Annotated in this window: 23 protein-coding genes; 3 read left to right on the top strand and 20 right to left on the bottom strand. The window is 59.9% G+C overall.

Annotated features, from left to right (window positions below):
- Positions 1–69 precede the first annotated feature (69 nt).
- The 4 genes from E0L29_RS05810 to E0L29_RS05795 form a co-directional block, all read right to left on the bottom strand.
- Complete coding sequence (locus tag E0L29_RS05810; protein WP_131356137.1) at positions 70–381, bottom strand: MTH1187 family thiamine-binding protein; 312 nt, start codon at positions 379–381, stop codon at positions 70–72.
- 25 nt (positions 382–406) lie between these two features.
- A complete protein-coding gene (locus tag E0L29_RS05805) occupies positions 407–1,714 on the bottom strand; it encodes an adenylosuccinate synthase (RefSeq protein ID WP_131356134.1) in 1,308 nt (435 codons plus the stop codon).
- A gap of 11 nt (positions 1,715–1,725) precedes the next feature.
- A complete protein-coding gene (gene yihA / locus E0L29_RS05800; RefSeq protein ID WP_131356131.1) occupies positions 1,726–2,304 on the bottom strand; it encodes a ribosome biogenesis GTP-binding protein YihA/YsxC in 579 nt (192 codons plus the stop codon).
- 83 nt (positions 2,305–2,387) lie between these two features.
- Positions 2,388–2,726: a TfoX/Sxy family protein gene (locus E0L29_RS05795; protein WP_131356128.1), complete on the bottom strand. Its 339-nt coding sequence runs from the start codon at positions 2,724–2,726 to the stop codon at positions 2,388–2,390.
- A 97-nt stretch (positions 2,727–2,823) separates the two neighbouring features.
- Here E0L29_RS05795 and E0L29_RS11520 point away from each other — a divergent pair, with 97 nt between their 5' ends.
- Positions 2,824–2,979, top strand: a complete 156-nt coding sequence (locus E0L29_RS11520) for a hypothetical protein (RefSeq protein ID WP_165498835.1) — start codon at positions 2,824–2,826, stop codon at positions 2,977–2,979.
- 443 nt (positions 2,980–3,422) lie between these two features.
- Complete coding sequence (gene cysS, locus E0L29_RS05790) at positions 3,423–4,871, top strand: cysteine--tRNA ligase (RefSeq protein ID WP_131356125.1); 1,449 nt, start codon at positions 3,423–3,425, stop codon at positions 4,869–4,871.
- Between the two features lie 7 nt (positions 4,872–4,878).
- On the opposite strand, the gene E0L29_RS05785 is transcribed toward cysS, so the two are convergent.
- Complete coding sequence (locus tag E0L29_RS05785; protein WP_131356122.1) at positions 4,879–5,997, bottom strand: mannose-1-phosphate guanylyltransferase; 1,119 nt, start codon at positions 5,995–5,997, stop codon at positions 4,879–4,881.
- 180 nt (positions 5,998–6,177) lie between these two features.
- Here E0L29_RS05785 and rsmG point away from each other — a divergent pair, with 180 nt between their 5' ends.
- A complete protein-coding gene (rsmG, locus tag E0L29_RS05780) occupies positions 6,178–6,843 on the top strand; it encodes a 16S rRNA (guanine(527)-N(7))-methyltransferase RsmG (protein ID WP_131356119.1) in 666 nt (221 codons plus the stop codon).
- 62 nt (positions 6,844–6,905) lie between these two features.
- Here rsmG and rplQ read toward each other — a convergent pair whose 3' ends face one another.
- The 15 genes from rplQ to rpsH form a co-directional block, all read right to left on the bottom strand.
- A complete protein-coding gene (gene rplQ / locus E0L29_RS05775) occupies positions 6,906–7,448 on the bottom strand; it encodes a 50S ribosomal protein L17 (protein ID WP_131356116.1) in 543 nt (180 codons plus the stop codon).
- 44 nt (positions 7,449–7,492) lie between these two features.
- Positions 7,493–8,479, bottom strand: a complete 987-nt coding sequence (locus E0L29_RS05770) for a DNA-directed RNA polymerase subunit alpha (RefSeq protein ID WP_131356622.1) — start codon at positions 8,477–8,479, stop codon at positions 7,493–7,495.
- 29 nt (positions 8,480–8,508) lie between these two features.
- The gene (gene rpsD / locus E0L29_RS05765) at positions 8,509–9,120 is read right to left on the bottom strand and encodes a 30S ribosomal protein S4 (RefSeq protein WP_131356113.1); all 612 of its coding nucleotides are present in this window, start codon (positions 9,118–9,120) and stop codon (positions 8,509–8,511) included.
- Between the two features lie 39 nt (positions 9,121–9,159).
- Complete coding sequence (rpsK, locus tag E0L29_RS05760) at positions 9,160–9,543, bottom strand: 30S ribosomal protein S11 (RefSeq protein ID WP_011356968.1); 384 nt, start codon at positions 9,541–9,543, stop codon at positions 9,160–9,162.
- Between the two features lie 45 nt (positions 9,544–9,588).
- Positions 9,589–9,966, bottom strand: a complete 378-nt coding sequence (gene rpsM, locus E0L29_RS05755) for a 30S ribosomal protein S13 (protein WP_131356110.1) — start codon at positions 9,964–9,966, stop codon at positions 9,589–9,591.
- Positions 9,967–10,004: 38 nt separating this feature from the next.
- A complete protein-coding gene (gene rpmJ, locus E0L29_RS05750; protein ID WP_011889520.1) occupies positions 10,005–10,121 on the bottom strand; it encodes a 50S ribosomal protein L36 in 117 nt (38 codons plus the stop codon).
- A 112-nt stretch (positions 10,122–10,233) separates the two neighbouring features.
- The gene (infA, locus tag E0L29_RS05745) at positions 10,234–10,452 is read right to left on the bottom strand and encodes a translation initiation factor IF-1 (RefSeq protein WP_131356107.1); all 219 of its coding nucleotides are present in this window, start codon (positions 10,450–10,452) and stop codon (positions 10,234–10,236) included.
- A 20-nt stretch (positions 10,453–10,472) separates the two neighbouring features.
- Positions 10,473–11,279 (bottom strand): type I methionyl aminopeptidase, encoded by an 807-nt coding sequence (gene map / locus E0L29_RS05740; RefSeq protein ID WP_131356104.1) that lies wholly within the window; start codon positions 11,277–11,279, stop codon positions 10,473–10,475.
- A gap of 14 nt (positions 11,280–11,293) precedes the next feature.
- The gene (secY, locus tag E0L29_RS05735) at positions 11,294–12,625 is read right to left on the bottom strand and encodes a preprotein translocase subunit SecY (RefSeq protein WP_131356101.1); all 1,332 of its coding nucleotides are present in this window, start codon (positions 12,623–12,625) and stop codon (positions 11,294–11,296) included.
- Positions 12,626–12,643: 18 nt separating this feature from the next.
- Positions 12,644–13,198, bottom strand: coding sequence for a 50S ribosomal protein L15 (rplO, locus tag E0L29_RS05730; protein WP_131356097.1), 555 nt, complete (start codon positions 13,196–13,198; stop codon positions 12,644–12,646).
- 34 nt (positions 13,199–13,232) lie between these two features.
- Positions 13,233–13,418: a 50S ribosomal protein L30 gene (gene rpmD / locus E0L29_RS05725; RefSeq protein ID WP_131356094.1), complete on the bottom strand. Its 186-nt coding sequence runs from the start codon at positions 13,416–13,418 to the stop codon at positions 13,233–13,235.
- A 17-nt stretch (positions 13,419–13,435) separates the two neighbouring features.
- The gene (rpsE, locus tag E0L29_RS05720) at positions 13,436–13,954 is read right to left on the bottom strand and encodes a 30S ribosomal protein S5 (RefSeq protein ID WP_131356091.1); all 519 of its coding nucleotides are present in this window, start codon (positions 13,952–13,954) and stop codon (positions 13,436–13,438) included.
- A gap of 24 nt (positions 13,955–13,978) precedes the next feature.
- Positions 13,979–14,338, bottom strand: a complete 360-nt coding sequence (rplR, locus tag E0L29_RS05715) for a 50S ribosomal protein L18 (protein WP_131356088.1) — start codon at positions 14,336–14,338, stop codon at positions 13,979–13,981.
- Between the two features lie 47 nt (positions 14,339–14,385).
- Positions 14,386–14,925 carry a 50S ribosomal protein L6 gene (gene rplF / locus E0L29_RS05710; protein WP_131356085.1) on the bottom strand — a complete coding sequence of 180 codons (540 nt, stop codon included), beginning with the start codon at positions 14,923–14,925 and terminating at the stop codon, positions 14,386–14,388.
- A 30-nt stretch (positions 14,926–14,955) separates the two neighbouring features.
- Complete coding sequence (gene rpsH, locus E0L29_RS05705; RefSeq protein WP_131356082.1) at positions 14,956–15,351, bottom strand: 30S ribosomal protein S8; 396 nt, start codon at positions 15,349–15,351, stop codon at positions 14,956–14,958.
- Positions 15,352–15,369: the final 18 nt, after the last annotated feature.

Below are 15,369 nucleotides of genomic sequence, written 5' to 3'. Positions count from 1 at the left end.
TGACCGCCCCGAAGCGCCCGGGCGGCGGAACTTAAAGAACTTGAAGATAAAATTTTTTCGCCAATCCCCCTACTCCGCCCCGGGGGCTATTTTCGCCCTGACGGAGGCGGTCTTGTCGCCGAGACGGACCGTGCGGTCGCGCCGGTCGTCCACCTTCAGGACGGTGTAGACCCTCCGGCCTCCCTTCCTGAAGGAGTACTCGTGGAGCTGCTCGGCGAGCCTGAAGAGCATCGGGGCAGGCCCCTCCACGGTGGTGCCCATATCGTGCAGCCGGTAGCTGCACCCGCTGTCGGCAAGCAGCTCCTGCAGGCCGGCGACGAACGCGCTGTGGCTGCCGTCCTTCTGGTCGAGCCGGATGACGGCGATATCCATAAGTGCCATGCAGGATACTCCTTTCGGGTGCGGGTTACCTGAAGACGGTCTCTTCGCGGCCGGGACCGACGGAGATGAAAGTCACCGGCACCTCGAGTTCGCGCTCGAGGAAGGCCACGTAGTCGCGGGCCTCAGGGCGCATCTCCTCGAAGGTGCGGGCGGCGGCGTTGGAGGCCATCCAGCCCTTCAGCGCGGTAAAGACCGGCTTGACCCTGGAGAGGGTCTGGTGGTCGGTCGGGAAATCGCGGATCTCCTTGCCGTCGAGCATGTAGGAGTTGCAGACCTTGACCTCCGCGAACCCGTCGAGCACGTCGAGCTTGGTAAGGGCCAGCTCGGTGATGCCGTTGACGGCGACCGAGTAGCGCATGGCGACGAGATCAATCCATCCGCAGCGGCGCTTGCGGCCGGTCGTGGCACCGAACTCGTGGCCGACCTGGCCGAGCGTCTCGCCGGTCTCGTCGAGGAGCTCGGTCGGAAAGGCACCGTTGCCGACCCTCGTCATGTAGGCCTTGCAGACGCCGATGACCTTGCCGATGTGGTTCGGCGCGATGCCCGAGCCGGTGCAGGCCCCTCCCGAGGTCGGGCTCGACGAGGTGACGTAGGGGTAGGTGCCGTGGTCGACGTCGAGCAGGCAGCCCTGGGCCCCCTCGAGCAGGACGGTCTTGCCCTGGCGGAGCTGGCGGTTCAGGTAGAGCTGGGTGTTGGTGATGTAGGGGTCCATGAGCTTGTCGAACTCCTCATACTCGCGGACCATCGATTCGACGTCGATCTCCTCTCCCTCGTAGATGTTGCGGAAGAGCTTGTTCTTCTCTGCGAGGTTGTCGCGGAGCTTCTCCTGGAGCAGGGCGGGGCTGAGCAGGTCGACCACCCTGATGCCCTTGCGGGCGAACTTGTCCTCGTAGCTCGGACCGATGCCGCGGCCGGTGGTCCCGATCTTCTGGCCGCCCTGGGCGTTGCTCTCGCTGAGCGCGTCGAGCCGCTTGTGGTAGGGCATGATAAGGTGTGCGTTGTGGCTGATGAAGAGCCGCCCCTTCACCGTATAGCCGAGCTCCTCGACCTTCGCGATCTCCTCCAGCAGGGCCACGGGATCGATCACCACGCCGTTGCCGATGACACAGACGCACTTCTCGTTGAAGATGCCCGAGGGGATCAGGTGGAGGACGACGCTCTTGCCGTCGAAACAGATGGTGTGGCCTGCATTGGCGCCGCCCTGGTAACGGACGACGATGTCGTACTGGTCTGAGAGGTAGTCGACGAGCTTGCCCTTGCCCTCGTCACCGAACTGGGTGCCGATGAGGACGGTTGCCGACTGGGACGGAAGAGTATACGGTTTTGATTCCACAACGATTGGGTTTATGGGAGGTAATGATCGAAATGAGCCAGGAGCTCGCTTTTCCCCTTTCCGGACAAAGATGAATAATTTACAATAAATTTGGCTTTCGCCCCGCATCTTTCCATGGTGCGGCGCGCCTTCGAGGCCTCGGACTGCTTCAGCTTGTCGAACTTGGTCATGACGATACCGTAGGGGTGACCGCAGTACTCGAGGAACTCGAGCATCTCGAGGTCGATGGCCATGCCGGGATGGCGGGAGTCGACGAGCGCCACGACGAGCGAGATCTCACGGCGCTCCTCGATGTACTGCGAAAGCAGGCGACCCCACCCCTCGCGCTCGCCCTTGCCGACGGCGGCGTAGCCGTAACCGGGAAGGTCGACGAAGAAAAGCTCCCCGTTGATGAGGAAATAGTTGATGAGGCGGGTCTTGCCCGGCGTGGAGCTGGTCTTGGCGAGTCCCTTCTTCCGGCAGAGGGAGTTGAGGAGGGAGGACTTGCCGACGTTCGAGCGGCCGACGAAGACGATCTCCGGCCGGCCGTCCTTCGGGAGGCCGGAAAGTGCGGAGGCGCTAATGAAAAAATCGGCGCTGGAAATGTTCATGTGGGAAGAAAGGTAAGCAGGGAGAAAACGGCAAACTAATCATCCTCGCCCTAAAAACCCAATCCGGTCCTCCATCCACCCTTCTATCCGTTTTTCGGCGGCCGGGGCCTCTTCGGTTTCGGCTCCGGAAGATCCCGGGCGGTGATCCGGACCAGCTCCGCCAGCCACTCCGGATCCTCCAGTCGCTCCCCGACCACCAGGTACGGCCTCCCGCCCGGGTAGGGCGGCGCCTCGTCGGCATCCCCGGCGAACCGCCGCCCCCCGTCGGTCGGCTTGACGAAGAGGGTGTTGTCGCAGACAAGCGCGACCACCTTCCCGTCCAGGTAGAGGGCATACTCGCCGAACATCTTCCGGAAGGTCACGCTGCCCGCGCCGGCCATCTGGGAGCTGGCGTATTCTACGAACGAGAGGGTACTTCCCATGGATCCATCGGTTTAGCGTATCTCCAGGCGACCATAAGCCAGTTCAAGGCCCGGAAGATCAGGGGTTGAGATTCAACTCTCTGAAAAACCTGTAGACATGGCCAGTCCGGTGTTCAATGATTCCCCGCCGCACCAGCCTTCCGGCAATGGTGGCCGGGTGCGTCCCGAATCGCCCAGAGAATCGCCTGATATCATCTTTGCCATACGTTCCGCGCCTAAAGATCTCGCGTTCGGCATTGTCATCCAACCGTAATGATACTCTTCACCGATCGCCGTACTCACGATCCTGTCAACCAGGGCCGAATCGATACGGCAAACTCGCCAACCCGGTCGGCCCTTGGTTCATGAAAATGAGCCGCCGGCATGGAGTACATATCCAGCATACAGGCGGCAGAGCTGAGTTCGTCAAGACGACGTACAACCTGCTTAGCCCTCTCGCCGTATGCTTTCTTGATCGGCATGGGACTCCGGACGTACCGCTCCGGTTTTCGGCTGCCGGATCGGATTTTCGATATACGATGATATGAAACCCGCTCAGAAAAAAAGAAAATCAACCCAAAGGGTGAACAAATCCCCCATATACAGGGAAAAGCCGCAAATGCCCGAGAAGGGCAACAGAGCCTAAACGGCTTGCCCTGAAAGCCCAATTGCTTACCTTCTGTAAAACAGGCCGACAACCATTTCATCCAGCACAGAATGTCCGCGCTCCAGATCTACAACTCCCTCTCACGCACCAAGGAAACCTTCACACCCCTGACGGAGGGCCGTGTCGGCATCTACGTCTGCGGTCCCACCGTCTACGGCCACGCCCATCTCGGCCACGCCAAGAGCTACACCTCGTTCGACGTGGTGGTGCGCTGGCTCCGCCACAGCGGCTGCCGGGTGAAGTACGTGCAGAACATCACCGACGTCGGCCACCTCTCCGACGACGCCGACGAGGGGGAGGACAAGATCGGCCGCCAGGCCCGCAAAGAGAAGATCGATCCGATGGAGGTCGCGCAGTTCTACACGCGGAGCTTCTACGAGGACATGGACCGGCTCGGCGTCGAGCGCCCGAGCATCGCCCCCCTGGCCACCGGCCACATCCCCGAGCAGATCGCGCTGGTCCGCCAGCTTATGGAAAAAGGCCACGCCTACGAGGTCCACGGAAATGTCTACTTCTCCGTCGCCTCCTTCCCCGGATACGGCAAACTCTCCGGCCGCACCGACATCGAAGCATCGCAGAGCGGCACGCGCGTCGACGTGCGGAGCGAAAAGCGCGATCCGGCGGACTTCGCCCTGTGGAAACGGGCCGATGAGGGCCACATCATGCAGTGGGACTCCCCCTGGGGGCGCGGCTTCCCGGGCTGGCACCTCGAGTGCTCTGCCATGTCGATGAAATACCTCGGCGAAACCGTGGACATCCACGGCGGCGGCATGGAGAACAAGTTCCCCCACCACGACTGCGAGATCGCACAGTCTGAAGGGGCGACCGGCAAGCCCTACGTCCGCTACTGGATGCATAACAACATGGTGACGGTTGACGGCACCAAAATGGGCAAATCGCTCGGCAACTTCGTTACGCTCAAGGAGCTCTTCGAGCGGTTCGACCCGCTGGTGATCCGCTTCTTCATCCTCCAGTCGCACTACCGCTCGCCGCTCGACTTCTCCGAAGCGGCCATCCGGGCCTCCGCCACGGGACTCGAAAAGCTCCGCGAAACAAGCCGGCGCCTCGAGGGGGCGACAGCCGGAAAGGCCGTCCTCGACCCGGAGCCGTTCGTCCGGCGCTTCACCGAAGCGATGGACGACGACTTCAACACTCCGGTCGCCATAGCGGTCCTCTTCGACTTCTCCAAGGCGCTGAACGCCGCACTGGACGCCGAAGGCATCGACCAGCCCTCTCTCGAGGCATCAAGCGCCTTCCTCAAGGACGCCGCCGGCACGGTGCTCGGCATCCTCCCCGGGGGAGCCGCAGCCGAGGGCGGCGCTGAAGGCGACGCCTCACGGCTCGACGGCGTCATGGAGCTGCTGCTCGAGATCCGCGCTGCAGCGAGGAAGAACAAGGACTTCGCCACAAGCGACCTCATCCGCGACCGCCTGCAGGAAGCCGGCATCGAGATCAAGGACACCCGCGAAGGGGCCAGCTGGTCGAAAAAAACCTCGTAGCGGCACCCTACAGGTGCTCGTCCATGCGCTCCCGCCAAAGCCGGTCGAGCGCCTCACCGATCCGGTGGGACTCTCCTTTCGCGCACACCAGGAGTGCGTCGGGCGTGTCGACGATGATGAGCTCGCTCGCACCGATCACTGCCACGACCTTGCCTCCGGGCTTTCGGATGAACGTGTTCTCCCCCTCCAGCCGGACGGTCTCCGGCTCGTCACCCTCGCCGGCAAACGCCCTCCGTTCGGCAACGAGCGAAGCCACCTCGTCCCAGCTCCCCGGATCGTGCCAGCCGAACTCCCCCGCAAGCAGCACGATCCCGTCCACCTTTTCCATCACGGCCGCGTCGACCGAGCCCGGATGGATCCACGAATACACCTCGGAGACCACCCTCACCTCGGCTTTCGTGCCGATGGCGTCCTCGATGGCGAGCATATCGCGGTACAAGTCGGGAAGGGCCTGGCGGTAGGCCTCGAAGAGCACGTCCACATGGGCGGCGAAGATACCGCTGTTCCAGTAGAAGTCCCCGCTTTCGACAAAACGGATTGCGGTGGCAAGATCAGGCTTCTCGGCAAATGAGCGGGCCCGGTAGAGCGCATTGGCGGTGCAGCCCCCGACGTGGGGGCGGCCGAGCGGCCGGCCGGCCTGAATATACCCATAGACGGTCTCGGGGGATCTGGGACGGATGCCCAGCAGGACCAGCGACTCCTTGCGGCGCGCCTCGGCGACGGCCGAGAGCAGCACGGCCTCGAACGCCTCTTCGTTCAGGATGACGTGGTCGGATGGCAGGACGACGAGCACGGCCTCGGGATCCCGGCGCCTGACATGCGCGGCCGCCAGAGCTATGGCCGCAGCCGTTCCCCGCTGGAACGGCTCGAGGATAAGCGAGCCCTTCTCCAGCCGGACCCCACACTCCCCGAGCAGGCCTCGCCCCCGGGCATCGGTGACGACAAGCACGTGCTCGGGACTGGTAATGCGCCGCGCACGGCGGATCGTATGCCGTATCATCGGGCCGTCGCCGAGCAGGTCGAGGAACGGTCCTGGTTTTCCCTCCCTGCTCATCGGCCACAGCGCCCGCCCCGATCCCCCGGCCAGAATCACGGCGTACAGGCCGCACTCCCTTGCTCTCTGCATGATGCCCCCTTTCTTTAGAAGCTGCTTCGTACGACGGCAGGGGGAACCGCCCTCTCCAGTAAGGTACGGCAGCGGAGGCCAAAACGGGAATCAGGTTGAAAAATCGGTGCAAACCCTTACTTTAGGGGTGAGTGCCGCTGCGCCGGCACAAGAGACCGTTCACCCTCAACACCCCGCTCCATGGACCAGAACTCCGAACCGCGACAGTTGCTCCAGTCACTCTGCAGCGCAGAGGGCATCGAGCTCCAGCCTGCACAGCTCGACCAGCTCGTGCGCTATGCGGATTTGCTCGGGGAGTGGAACCGGAAGATCAACCTCATCAGCCGCAAGGAGGACGCGCCGGTCATCCTCAAGCACGTCTTCCACTCGCTGCTCCTCAGTATCCACCACCCGTTCAGCGAAGGGGAAAAGGTGCTCGACCTCGGAACAGGGGGCGGCCTGCCGGGCATACCGCTCGCCATCGCGTTCCCCGGAACGCAGTTCCTCCTTGTCGACGCGACCGGCAAGAAGATCACCGCATGCAAGGCCATGATCGAGGCCCTCGGGCTCAAGAACGCGACCGCCCTGCACTCACGCGTGGAGGAGCTCAGGGGACTCTTGTTCGACACCGTGCTGAGCCGCCAGGTGGCGCCGCTTGCCGACCTCTGCCGCTACGCCCGGCCGCTCCTCAAGAAGGGCGGCTTACTGGCCTGCCTGAAAGGGGGGAATCTGAAAAAGGAGATTCGAGAAGCACTGAAGGATGGCGAGGAAACCGACGGGTTCCCCTCGAAAGTCGAGCTGCATCCGATTGAGGACATCAGCCCGTTCTTCTCTGAAAAGCAGATAGTCATTGTCCCCAGGGAGTGAACTCCCGGACGACAATGACTATCGATTGCGACAGAAAAGGGCCCGGAAACGGGCCCTTCTGCTTATTCTGCGGACTCGGGGGCTTCGGGAGCCTTGGCCTCGGCAGGCGCTTCGGCTTCGGGCTCAGCCTTCGCTTTCGGAGCCGTCTTCGGTGCAGGCGCCACGGCCTCGCCTTCTGCCTTCTTGGAACCCTTGACGCGCTTTGAACGATCCTGCTTGGCCGCCTTCGGAGCCGCCACGGGCGCCTCGGTGAAGTCGACGAGCTCGATCACTGCCATCTTGGCTGCATCGCCGAAACGGGGGCAGAGCTTCACGATACGGGTGTAGCCGCCCGGGCGGTCGCCGACCTTGCCGACGATCTCTTCGAACAGGGTCTTGATGGCTTCCTTATCGCGAATATCCTTGAAGATCTCACGCTGCGCGTGGACAGTACCCTTGCGGGCCTTGGTGATGATCTTCTCTACGACCTTGCGGGTCTCCTTGGCCTTGGCCTCGGTGGTCTCGATGCGCTTGTGGAGGAGCAGCTGGGTGGAAAGGCTGCTGAGCGTAGCCTTCCTGTGGGCGGCGTTCCTTCCGAGTTTTCTTGCCGGCTTGACTTTACGCATGACTGGTTCCTGATCTCAAAAATTCTTAAAAACGGTTAACTGTATTAGCCCTTCATCTGGTAGCGGGTGATGTCCATGCCGAACTTGAGTTCGAACTTCTCCAGCTGCTCCTTCAGTTCAGTCAGCGACTTCTTGCCGAAGTTCTTGTAGTTGAGCAGTTCGTCCTCCTTGCGTGAAACCAGGTCACCGATGGTGTCGATCTCGGCAAGGCGGAGGCAGTTGTGCGAACGGACGGAAAGGTCGAGATCCTCGATCTTGGTATTGAGAAGACGGCGCATGGTCTCGAACTCGTCGTCCTGCTGCTTGTACTCCTCTTCGGTGAACTCTTCCTCGGTCGGCGAGAAGTTGGCGAAGAAGGTGACATGCTCGTTGATGATCCGGCCGGCAAGACTGATGGAGTCATCGGGGGTGATGGAGCCGTCGGTCTCGACGTCGAGCACCATTTTCTCGTAGTCGGTACGCTGCCCGACGCGGGTGTTCTCGACAGCGAACTTCACATTGCGGATCGGGGTGTAGATCGCATCGATGGCGATGTAGCCGATCGGCATGCTGTCGGGGCGGCTCTCCTCAGCGGGAGTGTAGCCGCGGCCGCGGCCTACATACACGTCGATATTGAGCGTGGTGCCCTCGTTGACGGTTGCGATGTGCAGATCCTTGTTGAGAACCTCGAACTCGCCCTCCTGGGCCACGATGTCACCGGCGGTGAAATCTTTCGGGCCGACGATGCTGAGCGTGGTCTTGCAGCTTCTCTTGCAGGTCGACTTGAAACGGACTTTCTTCAGGTTGAGGACGATTTCGGGAACATCCTCGCGGACGCCTTCGATCGCGGAGAACTCATGGAATACACCATCCACCTTGATTCCGGTGATCGCAGTCCCCGGCAGGGAGGCAAGGAGCACCCTTCTCATCATATTGCCGAGCGTCACACCATATCCGCGCTCGAGCGGCTGGGCGATGAAACGGCCGAACTGGTCAGTATGAGTAGCCTCGTCAACCTCTATTTTCGCAGGCATCTGCATCTGGTATATCATAGTCATTTATACCTTAGAATTCATTAAAGTCACTTCGAATACAACTCAACGACCAACTGCTCGTTAAAGGGTTCCTGTACATCGACGCGCTCAGGCACACTGAGGAAAACTGCTTTCTGGTTGGCCTTGTCGACCTGCACCCATGAAGGGATACGCGACTCGGGGGTACGGTTGAGGGCATCGGCCACAGCATCCATGTTGCGGCTCTTCTGGCGGAACTCGATGAGGTCGCCGGGAGAGACGAGGAACGAGGGAATGTTGACCTTCTTGCCGTTGACGAGAAGATGGCCGTGCGAAACGAGCTGGCGTGCGCCTGCGCGTGACGGGGCGAATCCTGCGCGGAACACCACGTTGTCGAGACGGCGCTCGAGCAGCTTCACGAGGTTGTCACCGGTGACGCCGCGCTGCGAAACAGCCTTCTTGTAGTAGTTGCGGAACTGCTTTTCGAGGATGCCGTAGAGGTACTTCATCTTCTGCTTCTCGCGAAGCTGCAGTGCGTATTCGGAGATCTTGCCCCTGCGGCCCTGGCCGTGCTGGCCGGGAGCGAACGGGCGGCGCTCCAGATATTTCTCGGCTTTCGGGGAAAGCGCAACGCCAAGCCTGCGGGAAACTTTCGTTATTGAACCTCTGAATCGTGCCATATCAATTGCGTCATTGAAAAATTCTATGAATATGAAATATCAGACCCTTCTGCGCTTCGGAGGGCGGCAGCCGTTGTGCGGCAGCGGGGTGATGTCCTTGATCGAGCGGACTTCGAGACCTGCGCCCTGGAGTGCGCGGATAGCCGCGTCACGACCGGCGCCGGGGCCCTTGATGAAGACGTCGACATGGCGCATACCAAGATCGTAGGCTTCCTTGGCGGCACCTTCGGAGGTTACCTGTGAGGCGTAGGGGGTATTCTTCTTCGATCCCCTGAAGCCGTTCTTGCCGGCGCTCGACCAGGAGACGGTGTTGCCCTGCACGTCGGTGATGGTCACCATGATATTGTTGAACGACGCCTTGATGTGGACGACGCCCTCGGGAGTGACCTTGACCTTCTTCTTTTTCCTGCTGACTGTAGCCATGGGTTATAAACGCTTTAATCTCGAAGTTTGTAGTTCTGTATCCTGTTACTTCCTGGCCGCCTTCTTCTTGCCGGCAACCGTCTTGCGCTTACCTTTCCTGGTCCTGGCGTTGGTCTGCGTGTTCTGTCCGCGGACAGGCAGCGAGCGGCGGTGGCGGAGGCCACGGTAGCAGCCGATGTCCATCAGGCGCTTGATGGCAAGCTGCTGCTCGCCTCGGGCCTGACCCTCGACTTTGTACTCTTCGGCGATAAGCTCCCTGATCGCATGCGCTTCGGCGTCGTTCAGGTCGGAAATCTTCCTGTCGGGTGCAATGCCGGCCCTCTTAAGAATGGTCTTTGCAGTTGTGTTCCCTATGCCATAGACATGGGTCAGTGCAATGACCGCATGCTTGTTTAACGGCAGATTTACCCCAGCTATCCTCATATTCTCTTATAAAGTTCTGTTTGATTGTACGCAGAAGATCAACCCTGGCGCTGCTTGTGGCTCGGATTCACCTTGCAGATGACGAACCGCTTGCCCTTGCGCTTGATGATGCGGCAGTGCTCACACCTTTTTTTGATAGACGAATAGACTTTCATAGTAGCCCTCACATGCGAAAATTAAATCAACGAAAAGTGCAAAATCTGAAAAGGCATGTAATGTAACGAATAAAGTTCAAAGAACCAACACTACACAGCCTGAATAATGTATTTATTTGTACCGGTAGGTGATGCGCCCCTTGCTGATGTCGTAGGGTGAAATCTGCACCTTCACCTTGTCTCCGGGAAGGATGCGGATGTAGTGCATCCGGATCTTGCCTGAGACGTGCGCCAGCACTTCAAGGCCGTTTTCAAGCTTCACCTTGAACTGCGCGTTCGGCAGCGCTTCAAGAATTTCGCCTTCGATCTCAATTGCTTCTTCCTTGGCCACGGTAATCGCTCCTTTGTGCTCTAGTGTGTTTTCGCGACGCTTTCAGGGAGGAACGAACCGGTCAGAATCTCGGCTCCCCCCTTGCGTACCACGATCGTGTGTTCAAAATGTGCCGACGGCCTTCCGTCCTCGGTGACCGCAACCCATCCGCCCCGCTTCGTCACCGCGCGGCGCGAACGGCCGAGGGCGATCATGGGCTCGATGGCGAGCGTCATCCCCTCGCGGAGCGTGACACCGGTGTGAGGGCGGCCGTAATTGGGCACCGGCGGATCCTCGTGAAGTTCGCTGCCGATGCCGTGGCCGACCATGTTCTCGATGACGCTGTAGCCGAACGAGCGGGCATGCTGTTCGACGGCGGCCGAAATGTCGTGCAGGCGGTTGCCGGCCACGGCCATTTCGATGCCGCGCATGAGCGACTCCCGCGTCTCTTCTACCAGCTGGCGGACCTCATCGGGAACCTCGCCGACGATGAAGGTGCGGGCGGAGTCGCCGTGGTAACCCCCCTTCAGGGCGCCGCAGTCGACGGAGACGATGTCCCCCTCCCTGATGACGCGCTTCTTGCTCGGAATTCCGTGTACCACCTCTTCGTTGATCGAGACACAGAGCGTCGCCGGATAGGGGGTGGCGTCGGGGTCTCCTTTCGGAGCGTAGTTGAGGAAACTCGGGACGGCCTGCTGGCTGCGGATAAACTCTTCGGCCATGACATCGAGATCCTTTGTGGTCATGCCGGAGCGAATCTCGGTTTCAAGCATGTCGAGGGTCCGGGCGACGATCGCTCCGGACTCCCGCATCAGCTCGATTTCCCTTTCGCTTTTAATGGTGATCATGCGTACCCTTTTCTTTAGCGCCCCTGGCGGCCGCGGGTCTTACCGGCTTTCATGAAGCCGTCGTAATGGCGCATGAGGAGGTGACTCTCGACCTGCTGCAGGGTGTCAAGTCCGACACCGACGATGATGAGCAGGCTGGTTCCGCCGAAGAACTGGGCGAAGCCGGGGGTGACGTTGGCAAACTTGGTGAGGAAGGTCGGCAGAACCGCGATCAGCGCCAGCGAGACCGCTCCGGGAAGCGTGATGCGTGTCAGGATGTTGTCGATGAAGTCGGCAGTGCTTTTGCCGGGACGGACACCGGGAATGAACCCGCCCTGGCGGCGCATGGTGTCGGCGACCTCCTTCGGATTGAAGGCTATGGCAGTATAGAAGTATGTGAAGAAGACGATCATGGTGCCGAACATGAGGGCGTACCACCATGAATCGTAGGCGAAGATGGAGGCGACGCTCTGCATGACCTCGCTGTCGGGGAAGAAAGAGAGGAACGTGCTCGGAAGGAACATGATCGACTGCGCGAAGATGATCGGCATGACGCCGGCCGTATTGATGCGCATCGGGATGTACTGGGTTCCCCCGCCGTAAACCTTGCGGCCGACGACCCGCTTGGCGTGCTGGACGGGAACGCGGCGCGTACCGACGGTAAGCAGTACGACGAAGGCGACGATGGCCACCATCATGGCCAGGATGATGATCTCGATAATCCAGTTCTTGCTGCCGAGCGAAAGCGAACGGTACTCGTTGACAAGGGCGGCGGGAAATCCTGCCAGGATGCCGATCATGATGATGAGCGAGATGCCGTTGCCGATCCCCTGCTCAGTGATGCGCTCCCCGAGCCACATGACGAAGACCGTCGATGCAGTCAGGATGATGACGGCGCTGAGCGAGAAGAAGAATCCCGGGTCGGGCACGACCGAATGGCCGAAGGACGATGGGCTCGAAAGGCTGACGCTCACGCCCCAGGCCTGCAGCGCAGCGATGAAGATGGTCCCGAGACGGGTCATCTGGTTGATCTTCTGCCGTCCCTCTTCGCCCTCCTGCTGGAGTTTCTGGAAGTAGGGGGTAACGGCACCGAGAAGCTGGATGATGATCGAGGCGGAGATGTAGGGCATGATGCCGAGCGAGAAGATCGACGCCCTTGCGAACGCGCCACCGACGAAGAGATCGAACAGGCCGAACAGGTCGTTCGAGTGTGACGACGATGCGCCCGCAACGGCGGACGCATCGACACCAGGTATGGTGATGTGGGAACCGAGCCTGTACACAAACAGGAGGAGTAGCGTATAAAGGATCCTCTGACGGAGTTCAGGGATTTTGTTGATGTTCCGTATGCTTTCGGTAAGCTTCATGAGAGTCCTTTAGTGCTGTCAGTCCTTTTTGGTTTTCCGGGATCTCTTGACCAGCTTGGCCTTCGGTTTCAGGAGAGCGTCCTCAACCGCAAGATCCCTGACGCGAGCCGCTTCCTCGAGGGTACGGACGGCAGTGACCGTCTCACCGCCGGCAGCCTGGATCTTGGCTTCGGCCGACTTGCTGAACGCATGCGCGGTGATTTTCAGGGCTGCAGTGATCTCGCCGTTACCGAGAATCTTGAAGTAGTCGGTGTTCGATGCGTGGCAGAGCACTTTCAGCTCGATGATGCCGAGCTCATTCTCGATGAGACCCTGCTCGACCCAGCGGCTTATCTGGGACAGGTTCACCGCGGTGACCGACTTGCGGTCGACGGGGGTGAAGCCGAACTTGGGAAGCCTGCGGTAGACAGGGATCTGTCCACCCTCGTTAATCGGCTTCTTGTAGCCGCTGCGCGCCTGCTGGCCCTTGTTGCCCTTGCCTGCGGTGGTACCGTTGCCGGAACCCTGGCCGCGACCGACACGCTTCTTGTTTTTTACCGCGCCTTCTGCAGGACGAAGTGAACTTAAATCCATGGTTTCAATTCCCGACTTGCTATTAGTAAAAATCTCAGACTTCCTCGACCTTGACGAGGTGCTGGACAACCCTGATCTGCCCCCTGGTGCAGGCGTTGTCCTTGCGCTCGACCGAGTAGTTCGGGCGGCCGAGGCCAAGTGCCTGGATGGTGGCTTTCTGCTTTTTGGTTCCACCGATGATGCTGCGCACCTGGGTGATTTTCAGTTTTTTATCGCTCATGATCGCATTCACAGATTTTAGCTTTCAAATACCTCTTTGAGGCTCTTCGTCCGACGCTCGGCAACATCGTTGGCATCGGAGATGCTCTTCAGTCCGAGGATCGCAGCCTTCACCACGTTGTGGGGATTGGAGGATCCGAGCGACTTGGTGAGAACATCGTGTACTCCGGCCATTTCGAGCACGGCCCTGACGGCACCGCCGGCGATGAGTCCGGTACCCGGGGTCGCAGGCTTCATGAGCACTTTTGCCGAGCCATACTTGGCAACGATCTGGTGCGGGATGGTTCCCTTGATGATCGGAACCTTGACGACGTTCTTCTTGCCGTCCTCGACACCCTTGGCAATGGCGTCCTGGACTTCGTTGGCCTTTCCGAGGCCGTAGCCGACATGTCCCTCTTTATCGCCGACGACGACGATGGCATTGAAGCCGAAGCGCTTGCCACCCTTGACCACCTTGGCGGTCCTGTTGATGTGGACGAGCTTCTCCTTGAGGTTCAGTTCGCCGGGCCGGATATTCTTTGCTGATGTTTTCGCCATGTGTATCGTTCTCTTGTCAGAAGTTTAAAAGATCAGTCCAGCTTCACGTGCGCCATCAGCGAGAGCCTTGACCCTGCCATGGTAGCGGAACCCGTTGCGGTCGAAGACCACGTTGGTGATGCCCTTGGCCTTGGCCTTCTCGGCAAGCTGCTTTCCAACCGTGTGGCAGACTTCCGTCTTCGAACCCTTGAGTCCCTTGTTCTCTTTGGACATGCTCGAAACGGCGAGGATGGTCTTCTGTCCGTTGTCGTCGATCAGCTGTGCGTAAATCTGGGAGAGGCTCCTGTAGACGCACAGTCTCGGCTTTTCCTGGGTACCTGCGACCGAGAACCTGCTCCTGTCTTTGATTTTCTGCCTCCGTGAGGCCTTGTCGATCTTGCTCATGCTCTTGAACCGTTGTATATGTTAATTCCCTTTCTAGCGCCGAGGCCTTACTTGCCTGCAGCCTTGCCTTCCTTGCGGCGGATGATCTCGCCTTCATACTTGATGCCCTTGCCACGGTAGGGTTCAGGCTTGCGGAACGAACGGATCTTGGCTGCGACCTGTCCGACGAGTGCCTTGTCGATGCCGCTGATGAGCACGGTGACCGGGTCGGGGGTCTCCAGCTTGATGCCTTCCGGAGCCTTGAAGTAGATCATGTGCGAATACCCGAGGGTAAGGGCGAGCAGGTCGCTCTTCATCTCGGCGCGGAAACCGACACCGGCGATCTCGAGCTTCCGGGTGAAGCCGTTGGTCACGCCCTGGATCATGTTGCTGACCAGCATGCGATACAGGCCGTGCATGGCGCGTGCACGCTTGCTGTCGTTGATGCGCTGCACCTGAACCTTGCCATCCTCTTCAGTGATCGTCACCTCTTCAACCATGGGCTGGTCGAGCGTTCCTTTCGGGCCGGTCACCGTAATGATGCCACCCTTGACCTCGATCTTCGCCCCGTTGCCCATGGCGATGGGCATTTTTCCAATTCTTGACATGATATTCTCTTGCTTTCCGGCTTGTGTGGATTAATAGATACGGAACAGGATCTCTCCTCCGACGCCCTGCTCCCGGGCCTCCTTGTCTGTAATCACACCCTTCGACGAAGAGAGGATGTACAGGCCGAGGCCGCCGAGGTATTTCTTGATATCCTTACCCTCGTACATGCGCCTGCCGGGACGGCTGACCCTCGTGATCTCCTTGATGGAGGGCTCGCCTGAAGCGGTGTACTTCAGCTCGATGCGGATAAAGGGGAACTTCTCGGTGTTGATCACCGTAAAGCTCTTGATGTACCCCTTATCCTGGAGCAGTTGCGAGATGTTCTCCCTGAGTTTCGAGTGCGGGATATCGGTCGTTTTGTTTTTTGCTCGTCCCGCGTTTCTGATGCGGGTGATATAATCTGCAATGGAGTCCGTAACAGGCATGACAAAGTTGGTTACTTT

This window comes from Chlorobium sp. N1, assembly GCF_004332115.1.
GTDB lineage: Bacteria > Bacteroidota > Chlorobiia > Chlorobiales > Chlorobiaceae > Chlorobium.
Note: the sequence above shows the minus strand (reverse complement) of the source record. Positions and strands in the feature narration are given on the sequence as shown.